This window comes from Pelagibius sp. (genome assembly GCF_965249265.1).
Classification (GTDB): Bacteria; Pseudomonadota; Alphaproteobacteria; order Kiloniellales; family Kiloniellaceae; genus Pelagibius.
Genome location: NZ_OZ252224.1, coordinates 4665889 through 4686759 on the forward strand (window position 1 = coordinate 4665889; position 20871 = coordinate 4686759).

Below are 20871 nucleotides of genomic sequence, written 5' to 3' on the forward strand. Positions count from 1 at the left end.
AAGAGGGCGGTGCAGCGCAAAGCGGGGCCGTCTCGAAAGAAGAAGAGCCGAAAAGGGTGACGAATGAAGGGCAACGATCGTCTCTCCGGGTCATCCGCCGCCGGTCGGGAAAGGCGGGCGGAGTCCCCAGACCACAAGGTTGGGGAAGAGAGAGCAGCGCGTCGGGAAAGACGGCGCGCAAAGCTGCGCCAAGGGCTCGATAACTCGGTACCCTCGCCCTGCATCACCGTTTGCCAGGTCGATCCGAAGAACGACTGCTGCATCGGCTGTCACCGGCATATCGATGAAATCAGGGATTGGCCGATCCTGAGCGCCGACGAGAAACGCGCGGTCCTGGCGCTGCTGCCGCAAAGAAAAGCGGGCCAAAGCTGAACAGCCGGGGTTGCATCACCCGGCCTGCAAAACGGTGCAGCCTGGCCACGGACAAGTCCTGAGACGGGCGACGGCGCGCTCAGCGCTGCACGGTCAAACGGGGGCGGTCAAACGTGGAGAGCGGCTTTATCGGCGCCGGTGTCGAGCCCGCTTTTCTGGGCCCGGGAAAAGATTGCGGTCATGATCCGCTCCTGCACCGACATATCCAGCCGGGTGAAGACACCGGCAATTTCACGGCGGTCCCGATCGACCCAGACCACCACCGCCTCGCAGGAAAACTCCAAGGCCTCGTCGTCCAGTTCGACCCGCACCGTCATGTCGACTTTGTCGCCGGGATAGTGTTCTGCGCGGTAACGCGTCGCGGAAAAACCCCTGCGAGACCAGTCGCGCAGGGGATAATCGCAGCCATCGATTGAAACCAGGCCGTCCAGCCTGGCGCCCCGCGGCTCGCTGCGGCGGTCGGAACGGGGTGTGGAAAAACGCGACAGGAATCTAAAGACCATATCTCATTATTGACCCATCAGCCTGAAGCCTTCGTTAACGATTGCATCGAATCGGCCCTTAGCCGCCGGCCGCTGGGCCGCCGGCCTGCCCCGGACGGCAACCGCGAAAGAACCGACTGGATTGTTTAGTTGGAGCCGAGCGGACGAAAGCGGCTGCGGTCCATCAGGACCGAGCAGGAGAGCGTCACCCGCCGTGACGGATCGAGCGTATCGCGCAGCGAGACATGGTTGATGGCCCGGGCATCGGTGAAGAAGGACTCCACTTCCCATTGCCGGGCGGTGGCCCGCATCTCCTGAAATCGCTCACCGACGCGCACCGAAGCACCGGCCATCATTCGTTGCATTTCCTGTTCCCCTATCCGCCGGCCCTGTTTCGACCCGGCTTCCGGCCACCATCGACTGCAGCCAAACGCCGTCTCTGCGGACGATTTATTGCTTTTTCATTGTCGCAGCCGGCTGTGCAGCTTTACCTCTTCGGGCCGATCAGGCGCGTGTAAAAATTGAGGCCGCAACAGCCCTCAACCTGAGGCTCCGCCTTATCTTTTTCGATTTCGCCGAGTTGACCGGCCGGCGGTCGAACAACGGTCCATAAGGGGAACATCTATGCACTGAGAAGGAACAGAAATAGCCCATCCAAGAAGCGCCTGGCGAAGGCCGTTCATCTTCCGCCGGGTGTTCAACTGCGCCTGGCCGGCTCAGCGTCCGCAGCCGATGAAGCGGACCCCGCAGCGGCCGATCCCATTACTTGGGACTCAGCAGAAAGAGCGCGCAGGTTCGAACAGAGCTCGAACTCTCTTTCCAATAACGGGAGGACAATTCCAGAAGGAATGGCGCGCCCGGGAAGATTCGAACTCCCAACCTCCTGATCCGTAGTCAGACGCTCTATCCAGTTGAGCTACGGGCGCTGATGCGAAGAAAAACCTTCGCGCGGGGGCTCTCGCCGCCGCGAAGAGGCCGGACATTACTCGAAGGCAGAGTCCCTTGCAAGCGCTTCACACGGGTCCGCGGCGTTGCCGCAACACCCCCGCAAGGCCAGGGAATCCATGCGAAATCCGGGATCGCGGCTCCGGCTGACCCGGGGAAATGGCTCTTGTACCCCCAGAATCCATCCTCTACTATCTCGCGATCTTCCTAGGGGGGCTGGGATAGCAAGAATCTGTAAAGACTTAGATGGTTAATATGTAAGTCGTTATTTGGTTTTGCTGTCCCGTAAATCTGTACGGAAATCTCTATGTCGAATAGACAATTCTTGCCCGTCCGCCGGACCGCTGTCGTGATCGGCGCGCTTCTTCTTGCCGCCGGCTGCGCGATGCCGCCGAAAGAGTCGAGAACCGCCAGCAGCACTGCCGAAGCGCCGCAGGCCGAATCGGCGGAGGCCACCCAGACCGCTGCGGTTGAAACCGCGCCGGCACCCGCCGCGGCCCCCGCGACTCCGGTTCCGCAGATCCTGGGCACCACCAACTTCGAGCCGCCCACGGTCAGCAACATGCGCCCGACCGGCACCGTCGTCGGTCAGAAGATCGAGGGCCTGCGCAGCGACCTCCTGCGACTCCAGGGCGAGTTGTCGAGCGAGAACAATTCGCTGCAGAGCCTCCGCGTCTCCGCGCGCCAGTTCGCCGGCAACTATCACTCACTGAAGGCGGCCATGAATGCCCGCCTGCAGGTCGGCACCACCCCCGGCAATCCGGAACTGGTGGCCCAGTGGAACCAGGCACAGGCCGAGCTGCAGCAGGTCGGCGCCTCCATCGCCGCCCTGAACACCCTGGCCAGCCAGGTCAGCGGCACCGCCTCGCTTTCGGCTTTTCTGCTGGAATCCACCAGCACCACCTTTGAACTGCGCGGCGCCGTCGAAGAGGATCACCGTCAGCTGGCCGTCCTCGAGGACGAGGTCAACAAGACCGTGGTGATCATCGACCGGCTGCTGAACGAGCTGACCGACGATATCGCGCGCACCCAGAACTATTTCGCCAACGAGCGCTTGAACCTCACCGCCATGCAGGTGGCGATCGACAACGGCGAATACATCGGCGGCAGCCTGGCCAACCGCTCCTACGGCGTTCCGGCCCCGGCCCCGGCCGGCGGTGCGGCGAGCCAGGTCGGACAGCGCCAGCCCCTGGCGGTGATCCGCTTCGATCGTCCGGACGTGGAATACGAGCAGGCGCTCTTTACCGTTGTCGGCTCGGCCCTGGAACGCCGGCCCAATGCGGCCTTCGACATCGTCGCCGTGTCGCCCAGTGTCGGCGATACCGCCCAGGTGGCGCTGGACACGACGCGTTCACGCCGCAATGCCGAGGGTGTGCTGCGGACCCTGACGTCCATGGGTTTGCCGGCCGACCGCATGACGCTGTCGGCAACCAGCAGCGCCCAGGCCCAGGTCAGCGAAGTCCACGTTTACGTCAGGTAACGACCGGCATTTAACCCGGATCGATTATCCGTACAGCCCAGTCCGCTTACGCAGACTGGCCAAAGCGCTCCCATGCCCTAGTTTATGTAACGACTAGAGAAAGGGGGGATCATGAAACGCTTCGTACTGCCGCGCCTCGGCGGCCTCTTCGCGACTGTCCTGCTGCCGGCCGTATTGGTGCTGGGCGCGGCAGCCGGCGGCACGGCGCAGGCCCAGTCCGGCGGCGCTGAGGGCTACAGCCAGCCGGCGCCGGGCGACCAACAGGCGATTCTGAACACAATCCAGTCCCAACTGGACGCCTTTCAGGCCGATGACGGCGCCCGCGCCTTTTCCTTCGCCACGCCGCGGCTGCGCCGGATGTTCGGTTCCCCGGAAAACTTCATGGCCATGGTGCGCGGCGGCTACATGCCGGTCTACCGGCCGCAGTCCGTCGAGTTTCTCGACGCACGCGTGGTCTCCGGCCGTACCGGCCAGGCCGTGCGCTTCGTCGGACCCGACGGCATCGCCGTTATCGCCCTCTACACGATGGAACAGCAAGCCGACGGCTCCTGGCGGATCGCCGGGGTCCAGTTGGTCCGCACAGGCGAAGTTTCCAGCTAGAGCGGACCATAATCAGAGCATTTGACAGGCCGCCCCCCGACAGAGAATAAAGGCCCCATTAAGCCTGCCCCTCGGCAGGCATTTCGCACGCCCGGACAGCATGGCGCCACAGCACCGCGCCTGACCGGCACAAGGGGGAACAAGACGCAAGATGGCGCAGGCCGAACCAAAAACCTTTCCGGTATCCTGGGACCAGCTTCACCGCGATTCACGCGCGCTGGCCTGGCGTCTCGTCGAGATGGGCCCCTTCAACGGCATTGCCGCCATCACCCGGGGCGGTCTGGTCCCGGCGGCCGTGATCGCGCGTGAGCTGGATCTGCGGATGATCGACACGATCTGCATCGTCAGCTACCGCGACGACAACACCCAGGGCGAACTGGAAGTCTTGAAAGGCGTCGAGCATGACGGCGAGGGCTGGCTGCTGATCGACGACCTGGTGGATACCGGCAAGACCGCCACGGTGGTGCGCAACATGATGCCCAAGGCCCACTTCGCCACCGTTTACGCCAAGCCCGCCGGCCGGCCCCTGGTGGATTCCTTCGTGACGGAGGTCAGCCAGGACACCTGGATCCTGTTCCCCTGGGACGCGGAACTGCAGTCGGTCCCGCCGATTATCCACAACTCCCGCAAGGGCTAGCAGGCTGCTAAAAAGCGACGATGAAGCCCTTGGCCATCCTTCGAGACAGCCCCTTGCGGGGCTTCCTCAGGATAAGGTTCGTCATACTTTCAAGAATTTGACCTCATGCTGAGGAGGCGTGAAGCGCCGTCTCGAAGCATGTCTATGCCGAACTCTCGATCCTCTCAGCAGCCTGCTAAACCAGATCCGCGCAGTAGGCCGCGGCGGCGTCAGAACCCGCCGGCGATGTCTTCCAGTTCGGCGCGCTGGCTGAGTTCGACCTGGCTGTTGGGCAGCAGGCGGATCAGGTTGGCTTTCTTCAACTGTGTGAAGGTGCGGCTGACGGTCTCGGTGGTAAGCCCGAGATAGTCGCCGATGTCGGTGCGGCTCATGGGCACCGATACGCTGTCGTCCTTCTGTCCGCGTTGCTGCGCCCGCTTGGCCAGCAGCAGCAGGAAAGACGCAATCTTTTCCCGGGCTGTCTTGCGCCCCAGCAACAGCATCTGCTCCTGGGCGACCGCCAGTTCGTTGCTCGCGATGTTCAACAGGCGCTGCTCGACCTTCGGGAACCGCGTCATCAAGTCTTCCAGCTTGCGGCGTGGAAAGCGGCAGAGATGACAGGCCGTCACCGCTTCGGCGCTGTAGGCATAGGTGTCCTGGTTGGCCAACCCGAGAAAATCGCCGGCGAAGAGGAAGCCCGTCACCTGCCGCCGCCCGTCGGGCAACAGTTTGTAGACCTTTATGGTGCCGGCGGTGACATTGAAGACGTGATCCGCCGGCTCGCCTTCATCGAAAAGCGGGGTGCCCGGCGGCTGCTCGATGTTGGTGACGATCGCCGCCATCTGGGTCTGTTCGATGTCATTCAGCGGCGCACAGATGGTCAGGTTGCGAATCGAGCAGGCACTGCAAGGCGACGCCCCGGCACCTTCGCGCGGCACCGCCGGCGCCAAACCGCCCGCATGATTGATATCGAATGCAGCCATCTTGACCGATCCCTCATCACCCACCGACGCAAATCCGCTGCCTCTCTCCGGGCCATTTCCAGACACGACCGAAGCCGCTTTGGATTGACCCAGATCAAGGACGCGGTCTTGCGATAAAGCCCACCCTTCGTGGTCCCTCTCTCATTAGGATGCGCTGGATCTTGCGAAAACTCAACGTCAGTCTTTTATCCCACGATGAGGTCGACCGCGCCTATCCTCTGGTCCAGGCCATTCAGCCGGCCGCCACGATCGACGCTTGGCGGCGCTTCGCCAAGGGCCGCCTGGAGGGTACCGCGGCCCGCGATATGGGAATTCTTTCCGTTCGTAATGAACAGGACTATATCGTCGGTATCGGCGCCTACATCCTGGCCCAGGACCTGCTCCACGGACCGATCCTCTTTGCTGATCATTTCTGTGCGCTGGACATCATGGACAAATCCGGCGTCGCCCGCGCCCTGCTGCGCGGGATGGAGCGGCTGGCAGAGCAGAAGGGTTGTTCGGCGATCCACACCACCCTCGCCCAGGCAGCGATCATCGAGAACAGCGACTGGATGTCCAACGTTCTGCACGAGCGCGGCCACTGCGTGAGGGGCCTGCAGATGTGCAAACTGATTCCCGCAGCGTCCCGGACCAACGCCTGAACAAGCACTGCGACAGAACTCCCCTGTCACGGGTCTGCGACGACAGGCATTCTTCCCCTGGTGTTAAATGCCGCCTTGACCGATGCTAAGGTTGTTCCGCTGCATCGTTGATTGAGGGTCGCCCCATGTCCGTCGTCCGCCGCCTTACACCGACATCCCTGTATAAGACCGTTCTCGCCGCCGCCGTCACGGCCTTGGCCGCCGGCTGCACGACGATGGAGGAGCCGGCGACCCCGGAAGCCGAAAGCCCCCAGCACATGGTGACCGCGGCCAACCCGCTGGCCGCGGAAGCCGGCATGCGCATGCTGCGCCAGGGCGGCTCCGCCGTCGATGCCGCCATCGCCACGGCGGTCGTACTGGGCCTTGTGGAGCCGCAGTCTTCAGGGATCGGCGGCGGCGCCTTTCTGCTGCACCATGAGGCCGCAAGCCGCCGCGTGACCGCCTATGACGGCCGCGAAAACGCCCCGAGCGAAGCCGGCGAGGATCTGTTCCTGAAGGCCGACGGCGAGCCCATGGGCTTTTGGGATGCCGTGGTCGGCGGCCGCTCCGTGGGCACCCCGGGCCTGCTGCGCATGCTGGAGCTGGCCCACCAGGATCATGGGCGCCTGCCCTGGGCGGATCTCTTCCAACCGGCCATCGAACTGGCGGAACAGGGCTTTGCCATCTCCCCCCGGCTGAACGGGCTGGTCGCCAACGACAAGTATCTGAAGCGCTACGAGGCCACCGCCGCCTACTTTTACGATACGGACGGCGAGGCCCGCGCGGTGGGCAGCCTGCGCCGCAATCAAGCCTACGCGGACACTTTGCGGGCGGTGGCGGAAAACGGCGCCGATGCCTTCTATACCGGCGAAATCGCCGTCGATATCGTCAACCAGGTGCGCGCGGCGACCGGTAATCCGGGGCTTCTGAGCTACAGCGACATGACGGGTTATCAGGCCAAGCGGCGCAAGCCGGTCTGCGCGCCCTACCGCCAGTGGCAGGTCTGCGGCATGCCGCCGCCGACCTCCGGGGGTGTGGCGGTCCTGCAGATCCTCAGCCTGCTGGAGCCTTTCGACCTCGCCGCCATGCCGGTGGCCTCGCCGGAGGCCATCCATCTGGTCGCGGAAGCCGGGCGCCTCGCCTTTGCAGACCGCAACCGCTTTCTGGCGGACAGCGATTTCGTCGATGTGCCGGTCGAAGCCCTGCTGGACCCGCAGTATCTCGACGAGCGGGCAAGGTTGATTTCACCGGACCGCAGTCTCGGTAAGGCCGAGCCCGGCCTGAAGCTGCAGCAGGCGCACAGCCCGCAGCAGCTCAATCCGCCTTCGACGTCGCACCTTTCCGTGGTCGACAGCGACGGCAATGCGGTTTCCATGACCGCTTCCATCGAGAGCGCATTCGGCTCGCGCTTGATGGCGCGAGGCTTCCTGCTGAACAACGAGCTGACAGATTTCTCTTTCCGGCCCTCGGTCGACGGGTTGCCGGTGGCCAACCGGGTGCAGCCCGGCAAGCGGCCGCGTTCTTCCATGTCGCCGACTTTGGTTCTGGACCAGCAGGGTCGCTTCGTCATGGCCATCGGCTCGCCCGGCGGCAGCCGCATCATCGGCTACACCACCAAGGCCATCATCGGCGCCCTCGACTGGAACCTCTCCATGCAGGCGGCCATCGACCTGCCCAACTTCGTGAACCGCAACGGCGCGACGGACCTGGAGGAAGGCCGCGGGCTGGAAGCGGCCAAGGCGGCGCTGGAGGCCCTGGGCCACGAGGTGAACCTGCGCGGACTGACATCGGGCCTGCACGGCATCCGCCTGACCGAGGACGGCCTGGACGGCGGGGCCGACCCGCGCCGCGAGGGGGTGGTGCTTACCCGCTAGATCGGATCATGTTTTGACGGAACCACTTCGTGGTTGCGCCAAAACATGTGAATCCGATCGACATTAAATGGTTAGAGCAGATTCACCGGGTTGGATGGATCGCTCCCAAGTGGTTTGCTAGGGCGATTCCATCAAACCCGGATCTGCTCTAGGCGGCCCTCATCGTCAGTTTGCCGATTTCCTCCTGCATCCAGGCCATCTTCTCCTGGGTCAGGGGAAGCTGCAGGACGATGCCCTCCGCATCGACCAGGGCGACACGGGCCTGGACCGGGGCGCTGAGGGCTGCGGAGCGGACCTCGATGGCCGTGCCCGCGGCCCGCTCGATCCCTGGCTTCAGCCGCAGATGGGTGGGTGAGATCTCGACCAGCGTCGCCTTCCGTTCCTCCCCATCGACGTAGAGGCTCGCCTCGACCTCGACCCGGTGGGTCTGCAGCGCAACCGAGTCGTCATCGGAGTCGGATCCCCTCAGAGCCGACAGGAAGGCGTCGACCTCGCCGCTGAGCGACGTCGCCTCCTCGTAGAGCTCGCCGGCCGCAAGGCGCAGATCCTTGGCGCGCGTGCCCGAGGATTCCGCCTGGTCGCGCATCTGGCCGACACTGCCGCTGACCTCCGAAGCGCTGCCCGCCACCTGGGTGATGTTCTGCGAGATCTGCTGGGTGGTCGCCTCCTGCTCTGTAATGGCGGAGGAAATGACCGTCGAGAACTCGGCGAGTTGATTGATGATCTCGCCGATCGACTGGATCGATTCGGCCGAGCTGCCGGCGGCGTTCTGAATTTCGCTGATCTGGGCGCTGATCTGGTCCGTTGCCTTGCCGGTCTGGTTGGCCAGCGACTTGACCTCGTTGGCCACCACCGCAAAACCCTTGCCCGCCTCGCCGGCGCGCGCCGCTTCGATGGTGGCATTCAGGGCCAGCAGGTTGGTCTGCTCGGCAATGTCGGTGATCAATTCGATCACGGCGCCGATCTCCTCTGCCGCCTTCTTCAGTTCGAGGACCTGGGTGGAGGAGCGGTCGGCCTCCGCCCGCGCCTTGTCGGCAACGGCCATCGAGTCATTCGACTGGCGGGAGATTTCCTTGATCGAAGCAACCATCTCCTCGGTCGCGGCGCTCAGTTGCTGGGCGTTCTGCGAGGTGCTGTCGGACTCCTTCAGGACCGTCGCGGAAAGGGAGATGGCGGTATCCGCCTCGCCGAGCATGCTTTCCGAGTTCCCCTGCATCTTCGAGGAAGACTCGGAGACGATATCGAAGATTCCGCGGATGCTGGCCCCGAAGATGCCGACCAGCTGGTTCACTTCCTCCTGCCGGCGATTGCGCTCTTCCTGCTGTGCCTTCGCCTCGGCCTCGGCCTTGCGGCGGGCGATGGCGTTCTCGCGGAACACCTCCATCGCCTGGCGCAGCCTCAGAACCTCGTCCTCATACCAGGGGCGAGGGATTTCGAAATCGAGTTCGCCGTCGGCCAGGCGGCCGGCCGCCTGCGTCATGCCCTTAAGCGGTATTGCGACCGAACGGTAGAGCCAGAGACCGCAACCAGCCGCGGCAACCAACGAGACGAGACTGACAACAATCAGAATCATGAGGCCGCGCTGTTCGTCGGCCAAGGCCTGTTCGGTGGCAGCACGGGTGAAGCTGGACACCTCTTCGAGCAGCGCCTCGACCTCATGCACCAGCTCTTCCTCCTCAGCCAGGATCTCCGTCTCGCGCTCGGCGAGGTCCGTGAGGTTATGGGCCAGTTCCAGATCAATCAGCTCGAGCACATGCTTGTCGAAGTCCGCATGATGCTTCTCGATCACCAGAAGCTGGGCGTAGACCTTTTCGAACTCCTCAGCAACGCGGGGGTCGTGGGCGTATTCAATGCCGTGCTGGGCGATGGCCTCAGCCTGCTTGATCTCCTCATCGACTTTATGGGCCAGCTTCTCGAACTCCGCGCGCAGCCCGGGCAGGTCGTAACGGCTGTGAGCACCGGCCTCGAGCAGCTCAACGGTCGCGATCACCCGTTCGGTGATGATCGTCTGTTCGAGCTGGTGGACCGTTATCTTCTGCAGCATCTCCGTCAAGGGAATGTCTTCTTTGGCAATGTCGGTCAACTTATTGCCGATCTGCTGCATGGTGAGGGCGCCTGTCAGGGAGAGGGAACCCATGAGGATCATCAGGGCGGTCAGCAGCAGAGCGATACGGCCGCCGATGTTCAGTTTGCGAAATCGGTTCATTGACTTCTCTTTTCGAGTTCTGCAGATGTCTGGAGCGGGTTCTTGTTCGCAGCAGACAGCCTAGGCTTCGACCTTGCCCGCGAGCCTATCGACGGCCTCGAGCAGTTCAGCCCGGGAAAACGGCTTGGGCAGGATCGCCTCGGCCGTATTGCGCGCCACCATCAGGGCGTTCTCTGCGGTGACCGAGGCGCCGCCGCCGGAGATCGCCAGGACCGGCAGGTTGGGTTTGCGCTCCTTCAAGGCCAGGATGACCTCGGAGCCGTCGAGCTTGGGCATGATGATATCGGTGATGACCAGGTCGAAGGACTGCGCGGTGGCTTTCTCCAGGCCGGCTTCGCCGTCTTCGGCCTCGATCACCTGATGCCCCGCCGACTTCAGAACGGTGGTCAGCGAGGAGCGGACCCCGTTCATGTCTTCGATCAAAAGAATAGTCGCCATTTGAACCTCATTGTGCGGAAGAAACGGGGATCAGGACACGAAAGACCGAGCCTTCGCCAAGAACGCTCTCGGCGGCGACGCGGCCGCCCCAGCGCTCAACGATGCCGTAGATCGTGGAGAGACCAAGGCCGGTCCCCTGTCCCGGCGCCTTGGTCGTGAAAAAGGGCTCGAAGACGTGCTTCAGAGTCTTGGGATCGATGCCGCAGCCCTCATCGGCAACGGAAATCTCAATCGCCGGCCGTCGTTCGTTCTCACCTGCTACAGGATCCAAACCTGTCTGCAGTAAGGAGAGCCCGACGCGAAGCCGGCCACGGTCGTTCATGGCCGCGGCAGCATTCTTGAAGAGGTTGGTAATTATCTGGTAGAGCGCCGTGCGGTTGACGGTGATCCGCCGTTCGGCCAGGACCGTCGCGGCGTCGAAGCCCTGCAGTTCCAGGCTTATGCCCGCCGGCAGGTAGTCGGCGGCGAAATCGACCGCCTGGGTGATGATCTCCAGAGCTTCGTGGTCGCTGTCTTCCAACCCGTCGCGGCGGGCGAAGGCGAGGATCTGGCTGACCACGCTGCTGGCGAAGCGGGCATTCTCGACGATGCCCTTGGCGCAGTCTGCCTGGGCCTGCGCATCGAGCGCATCAGGTTGTTCCAGCATCTCGGCATAAAGCAGGATCGGCTGCAGGGCGTTGTTCAGTTCATGGGCGACGCCGCCGGCGAGGCGTCCCAGAGTCTCCAGTTTCTGGCGTTCGCTCTCCAACCCGATCCGGTCGACATCCGCGGTGATGTCGACCTGCATGCCCAGGTAAGCCGCCAAGCGGCCGGTTTGGTCATGCACCGGAGAGAGCTGAAAGCGGTTCCAGAAACGGCTGCCGTCTTTTCGGTAGTTGAGGATCAGAACGGTCGAGGCCGTTTCGAGCTGCAGGGTGCGGCGGATTTTCGCGACGCTCTCCGGATCAGTCTCCGGCCCCTGAAGCATCCGGCAGTTGTTGCCCAGAACGTCCGCCGCCTGATAGCCGGTCATGGTCTTGAAGGCCTCGTTGGCGTAGACGAGCGGCAGGTCCGGCTGACGCGCATCGGCCAGCGTCAGCCCGAATTTGCTGGTCTCGGCGGCGCGCAACAGCAGCGCCGCCTGCCAGCCATCCAGCCCGGTCGGGTCGGCCTTTGCCGTAGCGTATGGCCACATTTGCCAGAAACTCTACCCAGTTATTATAAACTAAATTGACTATTCATATAGTTGAAATATCTAATTTATCTACCTTTACAAATGATTACTTCGCCAGAATTTGCAGCAAGAACGGGACTTGGCAAAGGCTCTGGAAGGACCGCCTATCCGGGGCGCCGGTACGGAAATCGTCCCGTATTGGGCGGCGAGCGCTTGCAGCGGCGACGGCGACAGCTAGACTGCGGGTAGATGAACAACTCTGCTCCTCCGCAAGATTCCTCACAGGCAGTGGCCTCGACGGCAACGCCATCAGGCGAAAGCGGCGCGCGGCTGCCGAGCGTTACCCTGAAAACCCACGGATCGAAGCGGCTGCGCCGTGGCCATCCCTGGGTCTACTCCAATGAAGTCGAGATGAATGCCGCCGCCAAGGCCGTGCCGCCCGGCGGGCTGGTCGCCCTGCGCGATGCAGACGGCAGCTATCAGGGCACCGCGTTTTTCAACCGCCACCCGTTGATCGCCGCGCGGCTGTTGACCCAGAAACGCGGCGAGACGATAGACCGCGATTTCATCGCTGCCCGCCTGACCCGGGCCCTGGCGATCCGCGAACGCCTGATCGGCAAGCCGTACTATCGCCTGGTCCACGCCGAGGCCGATGGCCTGCCTGGCCTGATCATTGACCGTTTCGGGGATGCCCTGGCGATCCAGGTGAACACCGCCGGCATGGACCGCCTGACCGATGTTCTGATCGACGCCCTGGAACAGGTCGTTGCCCCGGCCACCATCGTGCTGCGCAACGACGGCGCGGTACGCGCCCTGGAGCAGTTGCCCGAAAGCGTCCAGGTCGTGAAAGGAAAGATCGACGGCCCCCTGGAACTGGAGGAAAACGGCGCGCGCTTCTTCGCCGACCTGCAGGGCGGCCAGAAGACCGGCTGGTTCTACGATCAAAGGGACAACCGGCGCTGGGCTGCCGCCCTGGCCAAGGATGCGCGGGTGCTGGACTGCTACAGCTTTGCCGGCGGCTTTGCCGTGACCTGCGCCCTGGCCGGCGCCAAGTCCGTCACCGCCGTGGACCGCTCGCAGGCAGCCCTGGATCTCGGCGCCATGGCGGCGCAGGCCAACGGCGTGAACGACCGCTGCCGCTTCGTGAAGGCCGAAATCTTTCAGGACCTGCAGCGCCGCGCCGCCGGGGGCGAACGCTATGAACTGGTGATCGTCGATCCCCCGGCTTTCGTGAAATCAAAAAAAGACCTGGCCCAGGGCCTGAAGGGCTACCGCAAGATGACCCGCCTGGCGGCCACCCTGGTGGCCAAGGGCGGTTATCTGGTTGCCGCCTCCTGCTCCCACCACGCGGATGTCGACAGCTTTGCCGGCCAGGTGCGCCGCGGCCTGCAGGATGCCGGACGCAGCGGGCGCATTCTGCGCACCGCCGGCGCCGCCGCCGACCATCCGGTGCATCCGGCCCTGCCGGAAAGCGCCTATCTGAAGGCACAGTTCCTGGCCTTGGATTGAACACTTGTCTGATGGCAAGGCGCGTACTTGATTCTTTGAAGCCGGTGGTCGTCTTCTTGGAGACCAGTATATGTCGATGCAGTTGTTGGTTCTGTTCGCGATGCAGGATGCACCTGATATCGACGAATGGAAAAACGCCCTGACGGAACAGAACGTCCCTGTCTCAATCACAGAGGAAGTGGACCTGGGCTCGCATGCAGGCTTTCTTCCGATGCGGCTGGAAAACAAGGATACGGGCCTCTATTTCCAGATCGAAGACTATGCGGACCTGGCCGCAAGCATTCCGCCTCTGAAGGAAGTCTCAATTGAGGACCCGGTGGTCTATTCCCTGGGCTACGGGGGCAGTCTGGAAGAGGGCGCGGTCGCCTTCTATTCCGCCTTTGCAATGACCGTGGCGTTCAACGGTGTCGCCTATGAACCTCAAGGAGGCGGGTTCATGAGTGCCGACAGCCTGCTGGAAGCCGCGACGCAGCTCTACGAACTGACGGCCAACTAGCAGAGGCCCAGCGGCCGTTCCGTCACCGCCGCTGCTTAAGATGATAGGTCAGCGCGTTCCGGATCAGCAGCCGCAGCCTTTCGATCGGCAGCGCTTCACCCTCTTCGAAGAGGAGCGCACGATTTCCCTCGTAGACGAAGTCGTCCGGAAAGAGGCTTTGAAAATCAGATACGATCGAGGTCCGGCAGTGGACGTAGAGCGCGAAGCCGCCCTGCTTCGGCCGGCCCAGGCGGATCGTCGAGCCAGATTTGGTTTCCGGCGTCAGGTAGGCGGGCTGGCCCCACTTCAGGGTTTCCTGCACGGCGCCGACACCAGGTGTCGCCGCCGCCGTTTCGAAGATCAGGCGGCGCAGCGTCAACAGACCGCGGCGCGGCCGTGGCGGAAAGCCCGCAAAGGTCGCCTCGACATCGCGATCTTTGAAAAGCGGTGCCGGTGTTTTCAACCGTTCAATCTCTCCCGACTCGATGCAGTCCTGACGCACAGAAGCAAGAGAAGTGCTTCAAGGCCTGACTCTGAGGGCCTCTAGCTCGCCTTCTTGGCTGCCGGTTGTCCCTTACTCTGTTCGACGGGGAACACAAGCCGGAAGATCGTTCCGCCGCCGCTGGACCGTTCCATGCGAATGTCGCCGCCATGGGCACGCACGATGTCATGGGCGATCGACAGGCCAAGACCGGTACCGCCTTTGCGGGTCGATCCGGTGAAGGGTTTGAAGAGATGCTCCCTGGCCTCCTCCGGCACGCCGGGGCCGTTGTCCTCGACATCGACAACCAGAAAGTCGCGGACCGGGCGGGCGGCGATGCGCACCTCGCTGGCGCCGGCCTCCAGCGCATTGCGCCCGAGGTTTGAGAACACGCGGTAAAGCTGCTCGCGGTCGGCTTCGATCACGAAACCACGCTCCACCTCGTTCAGCCAGCCGGCGCGGCCGACGCCGACACCGGCCAGCCCTTCGCGCACCTCGGTCATCAGATCGCGCAGGTCGAAGCGCTTCAGGTCCAGATGCGCCGGCCCTTCGCGGGTAAACTCCAGGATCTGGGCGCAAAGATGCAGGGCCCGGTCTATGGCCCCCACCAGGGTCGGCGCCATGGAGCGCACGGCCGGGTCGCCACTACGCGCAAGGCGATCTGAAATCAGGCTGGCGGTCGCCAGGATGTTGCGCAGATCATGGTTCACCTTAGTGACCGCCGCGCCCAGGGCCGCCAGGCGCGTCTTCTGCAACAGGGCGGCGCGCAGGCCTTCCTGCATGGTGACCAGCTCACGCTGGGCGACGCCGATCTCGTCGCTGCGTTCGGTGGAGGTCAGCCCCCCGGCCGCGACCTCCGGGTTTTCGCGAAAGGCGGCCATGCTGGCGGTGATGCGCCGCATCGGCCGGACCATCAGCAAATGCAGGCTGAGATAGACCAGGGCCGCAGTAAAGACCGAGATGATCAGCGAGAGGTTGAGAATGCGATAGGAGAAATCCAGCATGTCGCGGCGCATCGGCGCCTCGTCCAGAACGATTTCAACCTCGACTGCCGGGTCCTTGGGCGATGGGCCGATGATCCGCAGCAGGCGGTTTTCCTGGGCCGCCAGCGCCACCACCGCATCGCGGATCAGACCGAAGAAACTTGCCCGGCTGAGATCGTAGGTTGCGTCGATGGTTTCCGGCCCGTCGACCATCAGCATCAACTTGCCCTGGTCCGGCTTTTTCAGGGCCACCATATAGGCGCCGACATGCTGCAGCAGTTCGGCCTCCAGGGCCTTGCTGACCATATTGTCGGGCGTTGCCTCCAGCGCGAGGATCGAGAGATGGGCGGCGGCCAGCCGCTCCTGCAGGTAGACCAGCCGCATGCGCCCGATGGAGGGCGCATAGATCAGCACCTCGGCCAGCATCACGAAGACGATCGTCAACAGCAACAGCTTGGCCGAGAGGCTTTTGATCAGGGGGGGCAGCCGCAGGCGCTCCCCAGATGCTTTGTGGCCCCACATGGTCATGGCTTATAGCACGCCCGATAGCGGCGCGGGAGTGCGGCCCCCACAGAGATCACATCCCGCCGGAACGCCAAACGGGAGGAGGCCCGTCCCCACGCCGGCCGAAGCCGACGCGGGAAGACGGGCCTCCCACATTACGCTCTGTCGCTTCAAGCTTAGTTGGACTTGGCGGCGCAGGGGTTGCAGGGATTCTTGGCCGCGCAAGGATTGCAGGGGTTCGCCGCCGCGCAGGGATTGCAGGGGTTCGCCGCGCAGGGGTTGCAGGCCGCCTTCTTCTTCACGGCGCAGGGATTGCAGGCGTTTGCAGCACAGGGATTGCAGGCAGCGATCTGCACCGAGGTATCGGCGGCATTGGCTGCTGCGAGCGGCAGCGCCACCGCACCGGCGGAAACAGTGGCAACGCTCAGCGCAACAAGGGTTTTCTTCAGCATCGTGGTTAAGCCTCCAAGCTTGATCGATCTGTTGCGGCGCCCGCACCCGGGCGCCTTCCGATCCGGCTGGCCGCCGATGGGGGGCCGTCGTCTGCCGGTTCTCAGAGAATGGTCAGATGCGCGATCAAACACGAATCACGCTCCGGCGATCTGCTTCAACTTTCTGTGAAAAACCGTGAAAAACCGCCTCATTTCAGTCACAGCCCTGTTCGGAGAACGGGCAGATCACACCCTATTCTTGCGGTCCTTCATCTTCTTGTAGATCACCGGAATGACCGCCAGGACCGCCAGCCCCAGGATCGGCGCCAGGAACTGCGGCTGGAAGATGGCGCCGAGGTCCGGCACCTCGCCGCGGTCGAAAATCGCCCCCAGGCCGTTGCCGACCAGGGCATAGACGAAGCTGCCGGGAATGATGCCGATGAAGGTGGCAACCACATAGGTCCGCAGCGTCACCCCGAGGAAGGCCGGCACCAGGTTGACCACGAAGAAGGGAAACAACGGCACCAGGCGCAGCAACAGCAGATAGTTGAAGGCATTCTCGCGAAAACCGTCTTCCATCTTGCGGATCGCCGCCCCGGCCTTGGCCCGCAGCAAATCGGCAAAAGCGTAGCGCGCCGCCAGAAACAGGGCACTTGCCCCCAGGGTGGCCCCGATCACCACGTAGATGGTGCCGAAGACCGGCCCGAAGAGAAATCCGCCGGTTATGGTCAGAAGCGCTCCGCCGGGGATCGAGAATGCGGCCACCAGGGCATAGACGCCGATAAAGCAGAGGCCGGCAACGATGCCGTAGCGCGCCACGAGATCGAGAAGGTTGGCGCGGTTGTCCCGCAAGACATCAAAACTGACGTAATCGTTCAGGCCGAACAGGAAAAAGGCCGCCAGCCCCGCCAAGAGGATGAGGATCGGGATCAGACGACCAAGGGAAAAACCCTTTTTGGCGCTGTCATGGCTGGGTTCGGTCATTGCTGCTCCCCACAGGTTCCAACCTTAGGCGGAACATGGTTAACGAAATGCTGAAACGGTCCCCATCTGGGCGCTTTGGGGGCCGCAGCACGGCGTTCGGGGTTGCTTGTGAGCGGCGCAAAACCGAACCTGTCAGCGGTTTTAGCCCCTGTCTGCACTGACCACCAGTCACCAAGGTGTGAGGCCGGGTTGTGGGCCGGGAGCCGGGGGCGGGCCCGGCGGGCCGGCCAAAGCCGGAAAAGAAACCCCGATCCCGGCGTCTGCGGTCGTTGACAGAGCCCGGGCCCGCCCTTATACAGCCCCGTCCATTCAAGAGTCAGCCTGGTATTGGAGACTTACCGTGAAGCGCACCTATCAGCCCTCAAAGCTGGTCCGCAAGCGCCGCCACGGGTTCCGCGCACGCAAGGGAACCGTTGGCGGGCGTCGCGTCCTCGCTCGTCGGCGCGCCAAAGGCCGCAAGCGCCTTTCCGCCTAGGGTGTCGTGATGCCGACCGTTGGGCGGCTCAAGACACGACCTCAATTTCTAAAGGTCGCGGCGGCCAAGCATAAATGGGCCACGCCGGGCCTTGTTTTACAGGCAGCAAGGCGCAGACGCGGCGAAGACCGGGCAGCGCCTGAAGTGCCTGAAACCCTTACCAAAGATCCTGGAGAGCCGGACGTGCGGGTTGGCTTTACGGTGACGCGTCGCGTCGGCAATGCGGTGGTCCGCAACCGGGCCAAGCGACGCCTGCGCGCCGCGGCGGCGGCGGTCTTTCCGCGCCTGGGGCGCAGCGGCACCGATTATGTCGTGATCGGCCGCCTCGGCACGCTCGAACGGCCCTTTCCCGATCTCATGAAGGATCTGGAGCAGGCCATCATACGGTTGGACCGCAAAGGCCCTGGCCGACCCTCAAAAGACGGCCGGGAGGCAAGGCTATGAAGCTGGTCAGCCTGCTGCTTCTGGTCTTGATCCGCGGCTACCAGTTCCTGGTATCCCCTTTCTTCCCGCCGTGCTGCCGCTATCTGCCGACCTGTTCGGAGTATGCCCGCGAGGCCGTGACGGTCCACGGCCCGCTGCGCGGTTCCTGGCTAACACTGCGCCGCCTCGCGCGCTGCCACCCCTGGGCCGGCTGGGGCTACGACCCGGTGCCGGAGAAGAAATCCACTGAAAATGTCACATCCGGGCTTGGCCGGCGCCCGGACTGTTGCCATCTAGATCACCAATCGGGCCGCTAAGGCCACCTGGGAGCCGAACGAGTCTTATGGAACAACGCAATCTCCTGCTGGCGATCGTCCTCTCGGTGGTCATCCTCTTTGGCTTCAACTATCTGTTCCCGCAGCAGCCCCTGACGCCCCAGCCCGATCCGGCGACTTCCGGCGAAACCGGTGCCCCGGCAACAGCGGGCAGCGTGCCCTCGATCCCCGGCGTCCCATCGACCGGCGGTGCGGCCGTTCCCTCCCGGGACGAGGTGATCGGGATCAGCCCGCGGCTGTCCATCGACACCCCGCGGCTCACCGGCTCCGTGGCGCTGCGCGGCGCGCTGATCGACGATCTCATCCTCACCCAGTTCAAGGAAACTCTGGAAGAGGACAGCCCCAACATCACCCTGCTGTCGCCGACCGGCTCGGCCAACCCCTACTTCTCGCGCTTCGGCTGGGCGGCCAATCCGGGCAGCGGCGTGGCGGTGCCCGATGCCGAAACCCTTTGGCAGACAGACGGCGGCCCGCTGGCCCCCGGCGATCCGGTGACGCTGAGCTGGGACAACGGTGCCGGACTGGTCTTCGAACAGGTTATCTCGGTCGACGACGAATACCTCTTCACCATCACCCAGCGGGTGACGAATTCAGGCACAGACGCCGTCGAACTGGCGCCTTTCGGGCTGGTCTCCCGCACCGGCACGCCGGACATTCTGGGTTTTTACATTCTCCATGAAGGGCCGATCGGCTTTCTCGACGAGCAGCTCCGCGAGATCGACTACGACGATCTGAAGGACGACTTCCAAGGCCAGGAAGTGGTCATCGATCACCCCACCACCGGCGGCTGGATCGGCATCACCGACAAGTACTGGCTGGCGGCCCTGGTCCCCGATCAGAATCAGGCTGTAAAGACTCGTTTCGTCTACACCCAGCCGTCGAACCAGGACCGCTACCAGGCCGACTTTCTCTACAGTGCCGCCAGCGTGCCGGCGGGCGGCAGCCTGGAGACCACCAGCCGCCTCTTCGCCGGCGCCAAGGAAGTCGTAAAGCTGGACGCCTATCGGGACGAGCTTGGGATTGTGAGTTTCGATCTGGCCGTGGACTTCGGCTGGTTCTACTTCCTCACCAAGCCGCTGTTCTACGCCATTCACTGGCTGAACGCGCAGGTCGGCAACTTCGGTGTCGCCATCCTGCTGCTCACCATCGCCGTGAAGCTGGTCTTCTTCCCGCTGGCCAACAAGTCCTACAAGTCGATGGCCAAGATGCGCAAGCTGCAGCCGGAGATGATGGACCTGCGCGAACGCTTCAGCGAGGACAAGCAGCGGCTCAATCAGGAAATGATGGCGCTCTATAAACGCGAGGGCGCCAACCCCTTGTCCGGCTGTCTGCCGATCCTGATTCAGATCCCGGTGTTCTTCGCCCTCTATAAGGTGATGTACGTCACCATCGAGATGCGGCACGCCCCCTTCTTCGGCTGGATCCACGATCTCTCCGCGGCGGATCCGACCACCATCCTGAACGGTTTCGGCCTGCTGCCCTGGGGTGCGCCGGACCTGGGCCTGTTGAACCTTCTGAACATCGGCGTCTGGCCGCTGCTGATGGGCATTTCCATGTTCCTGCAGCAGAAGCTGAACCCCCAGCCGCCCGACCCGGTGCAGGCCAAGATCTTCCTGATGATGCCGATCATGTTCACCTTCCTGCTGGCCACCTTCCCGGCCGGTCTGGTGATCTACTGGACCTGGAACAACATTCTCTCCATGGCCCAGCAGGCGATCATCATGAAGCGCGCCGGGGTGCCGCTCGGCAGCGGCACGCCGAAGCAGCCGACCAGCACCTAAAGGGAATCGGGCGAAGTTCCGCCCGGACGCCATGACTGAGAACGCCCCCAGGGACCCGGAAGAGGAAGCCGCCGAGGCCGCCGCCCTGGAGGCTGGGCGCCTGCTGTTCTCGCGCGCATGCAATTTCCTGATCTCGGCGGCGGACGAAGCGCAGTTGCCCGCCTTTGCCCTGAACGAGGTGGCCTTCGCCGGCCGCTCCAACGTCGGGAAATCGAGCCTGCTGAACGCGCTGACCGGGCACAAGGCGCTGGCCCGCACCTCCAACACCCCGGGCCGCACGCGGCTGTTGAACTTTTTCGAACTCGGCGGGCGGCTGATCCTGGTGGACCTGCCGGGCTACGGCTACGCCCGGGCTTCGAAGACCGATATCGCACGCTGGACCAAGCTGACCCGTGGTTATCTGAAGGGACGGGCCCAACTGCGGCGGGTCTGTCTGCTCATCGACTCGCGCCATGGGCTGAAGGCAAGCGACAAGCAGGTCATGGACGAACTGGACAGCGCCGCGGTTTCCTATCAGGTGGTGCTCACCAAGGCGGACAAGATGAAACCCGGCCCCCTGGCCCGGATGGTCGAGGAGACCGGCGCCGCCCTGGCGAAAAGACCCGCCGCCCATCCAGTCTGCCTGGTCACCTCTTCCGAAAGCGGCGCCGGAATCGACCAGCTTCGCGCCGCCCTGGCGGCGCTGGCCGAACCGCCCGGCGCAGAGTAAAGTGGCGCCGGC

General features: G+C 63.7%; 23 protein-coding genes and 1 tRNA gene. 14 read left to right on the forward strand and 10 right to left on the reverse strand.

Features of this window, described 5'->3' with window-relative positions:
• Positions 1-63: 63 nt before the first annotated feature.
• Positions 64-372, forward strand: coding sequence for a DUF1289 domain-containing protein (locus ACP146_RS21765; protein WP_422368852.1), 309 nt, complete (start codon positions 64-66; stop codon positions 370-372).
• Between the two features lie 107 nt (positions 373-479).
• Here the strand turns inward: ACP146_RS21765 and ACP146_RS21770 are convergent, their stop codons facing one another.
• From ACP146_RS21770 to ACP146_RS21780, 3 genes are all read right to left on the reverse strand, one after another.
• Complete coding sequence (locus ACP146_RS21770) at positions 480-875, reverse strand: PilZ domain-containing protein (RefSeq protein ID WP_422368853.1); 396 nt, start codon at positions 873-875, stop codon at positions 480-482.
• 125 nt (positions 876-1000) lie between these two features.
• Positions 1001-1219 carry a hypothetical protein gene (locus ACP146_RS21775; RefSeq protein ID WP_422368854.1) on the reverse strand — a complete coding sequence of 73 codons (219 nt, stop codon included), beginning with the start codon at positions 1217-1219 and terminating at the stop codon, positions 1001-1003.
• Positions 1220-1703: 484 nt separating this feature from the next.
• A tRNA-Arg gene (locus ACP146_RS21780) sits at positions 1704-1780 on the reverse strand.
• 326 nt (positions 1781-2106) lie between these two features.
• On the opposite strand from ACP146_RS21780, the gene ACP146_RS21785 reads away from it, so the two are divergent.
• From ACP146_RS21785 to gpt, 3 genes are all read left to right on the forward strand, one after another.
• The gene (locus ACP146_RS21785) at positions 2107-3279 is read left to right on the forward strand and encodes a hypothetical protein (RefSeq protein WP_422368855.1); all 1173 of its coding nucleotides are present in this window, start codon (positions 2107-2109) and stop codon (positions 3277-3279) included.
• Positions 3280-3390: 111 nt separating this feature from the next.
• Positions 3391-3879: a DUF4864 domain-containing protein gene (locus ACP146_RS21790; RefSeq protein ID WP_422368856.1), complete on the forward strand. Its 489-nt coding sequence runs from the start codon at positions 3391-3393 to the stop codon at positions 3877-3879.
• Positions 3880-4030: 151 nt separating this feature from the next.
• A complete protein-coding gene (gene gpt / locus ACP146_RS21795) occupies positions 4031-4516 on the forward strand; it encodes a xanthine phosphoribosyltransferase (protein ID WP_422368857.1) in 486 nt (161 codons plus the stop codon).
• A gap of 209 nt (positions 4517-4725) precedes the next feature.
• Here the strand turns inward: gpt and ACP146_RS21800 are convergent, their stop codons facing one another.
• Entirely contained in the window at positions 4726-5478 is a 753-nt protein-coding gene (locus ACP146_RS21800) for a cyclic nucleotide-binding domain-containing protein (RefSeq protein WP_422368858.1), read from the reverse strand.
• Between the two features lie 161 nt (positions 5479-5639).
• Here ACP146_RS21800 and ACP146_RS21805 point away from each other — a divergent pair, with 161 nt between their 5' ends.
• Positions 5640-6119 carry a hypothetical protein gene (locus ACP146_RS21805; protein WP_422368859.1) on the forward strand — a complete coding sequence of 160 codons (480 nt, stop codon included), beginning with the start codon at positions 5640-5642 and terminating at the stop codon, positions 6117-6119.
• 125 nt (positions 6120-6244) lie between these two features.
• The gene (gene ggt / locus ACP146_RS21810; RefSeq protein WP_422368860.1) at positions 6245-7972 is read left to right on the forward strand and encodes a gamma-glutamyltransferase; all 1728 of its coding nucleotides are present in this window, start codon (positions 6245-6247) and stop codon (positions 7970-7972) included.
• Between the two features lie 148 nt (positions 7973-8120).
• Here the strand turns inward: ggt and ACP146_RS21815 are convergent, their stop codons facing one another.
• The 3 genes from ACP146_RS21815 to ACP146_RS21825 are packed head-to-tail and all read right to left on the reverse strand — an operon-like array spanning position 8121 to position 11790.
• Positions 8121-10178, reverse strand: coding sequence for a methyl-accepting chemotaxis protein (locus tag ACP146_RS21815; protein WP_422368861.1), 2058 nt, complete (start codon positions 10176-10178; stop codon positions 8121-8123).
• 60 nt (positions 10179-10238) lie between these two features.
• Positions 10239-10616: a response regulator gene (locus tag ACP146_RS21820; RefSeq protein WP_422368862.1), complete on the reverse strand. Its 378-nt coding sequence runs from the start codon at positions 10614-10616 to the stop codon at positions 10239-10241.
• Between the two features lie 7 nt (positions 10617-10623).
• Positions 10624-11790 (reverse strand): ATP-binding protein, encoded by a 1167-nt coding sequence (locus ACP146_RS21825; protein WP_422368863.1) that lies wholly within the window; start codon positions 11788-11790, stop codon positions 10624-10626.
• Positions 11791-12057: 267 nt separating this feature from the next.
• On the opposite strand from ACP146_RS21825, the gene ACP146_RS21830 reads away from it, so the two are divergent.
• Together ACP146_RS21830 and ACP146_RS21835 are read left to right on the forward strand one after the other, a co-directional pair.
• Positions 12058-13278 carry a class I SAM-dependent rRNA methyltransferase gene (locus ACP146_RS21830; protein ID WP_422368864.1) on the forward strand — a complete coding sequence of 407 codons (1221 nt, stop codon included), beginning with the start codon at positions 12058-12060 and terminating at the stop codon, positions 13276-13278.
• Positions 13279-13348: 70 nt separating this feature from the next.
• Entirely contained in the window at positions 13349-13774 is a 426-nt protein-coding gene (locus ACP146_RS21835; protein ID WP_422368865.1) for a hypothetical protein, read from the forward strand.
• Between the two features lie 22 nt (positions 13775-13796).
• Here the strand turns inward: ACP146_RS21835 and ACP146_RS21840 are convergent, their stop codons facing one another.
• Positions 13797-14216: a DUF1801 domain-containing protein gene (locus ACP146_RS21840; RefSeq protein WP_422368866.1), complete on the reverse strand. Its 420-nt coding sequence runs from the start codon at positions 14214-14216 to the stop codon at positions 13797-13799.
• Positions 14217-14296: 80 nt separating this feature from the next.
• The gene (locus tag ACP146_RS21845) at positions 14297-15745 is read right to left on the reverse strand and encodes an ATP-binding protein (RefSeq protein WP_422368867.1); all 1449 of its coding nucleotides are present in this window, start codon (positions 15743-15745) and stop codon (positions 14297-14299) included.
• A 189-nt stretch (positions 15746-15934) separates the two neighbouring features.
• Here ACP146_RS21845 and ACP146_RS21850 point away from each other — a divergent pair, with 189 nt between their 5' ends.
• Positions 15935-16342, forward strand: coding sequence for a hypothetical protein (locus ACP146_RS21850; RefSeq protein ID WP_422368868.1), 408 nt, complete (start codon positions 15935-15937; stop codon positions 16340-16342).
• A 56-nt stretch (positions 16343-16398) separates the two neighbouring features.
• On the opposite strand, the gene ACP146_RS21855 is transcribed toward ACP146_RS21850, so the two are convergent.
• The gene (locus ACP146_RS21855; RefSeq protein WP_422368869.1) at positions 16399-17136 is read right to left on the reverse strand and encodes a TVP38/TMEM64 family protein; all 738 of its coding nucleotides are present in this window, start codon (positions 17134-17136) and stop codon (positions 16399-16401) included.
• A gap of 340 nt (positions 17137-17476) precedes the next feature.
• On the opposite strand from ACP146_RS21855, the gene rpmH reads away from it, so the two are divergent.
• From rpmH to yihA, 5 genes are read left to right on the forward strand one after another with little or no spacing between them, the layout of a single operon-like run.
• A complete protein-coding gene (gene rpmH / locus ACP146_RS21860; RefSeq protein ID WP_422368870.1) occupies positions 17477-17611 on the forward strand; it encodes a 50S ribosomal protein L34 in 135 nt (44 codons plus the stop codon).
• A gap of 9 nt (positions 17612-17620) precedes the next feature.
• On the forward strand, positions 17621-18055 hold the full coding sequence (rnpA, locus tag ACP146_RS21865) for a ribonuclease P protein component (RefSeq protein WP_422368871.1): 435 nt from the start codon (positions 17621-17623) through the stop codon (positions 18053-18055).
• Positions 18052-18351, forward strand: a complete 300-nt coding sequence (gene yidD, locus ACP146_RS21870) for a membrane protein insertion efficiency factor YidD (protein WP_422368872.1) — start codon at positions 18052-18054, stop codon at positions 18349-18351. The genes rnpA and yidD overlap by 4 nt, the downstream gene beginning before the upstream one ends.
• Before the next feature lie 26 nt (positions 18352-18377).
• A complete protein-coding gene (gene yidC / locus ACP146_RS21875; protein WP_422368873.1) occupies positions 18378-20150 on the forward strand; it encodes a membrane protein insertase YidC in 1773 nt (590 codons plus the stop codon).
• Positions 20151-20181: 31 nt separating this feature from the next.
• Complete coding sequence (yihA, locus tag ACP146_RS21880) at positions 20182-20859, forward strand: ribosome biogenesis GTP-binding protein YihA/YsxC (RefSeq protein ID WP_422368874.1); 678 nt, start codon at positions 20182-20184, stop codon at positions 20857-20859.
• Positions 20860-20871: the final 12 nt, after the last annotated feature.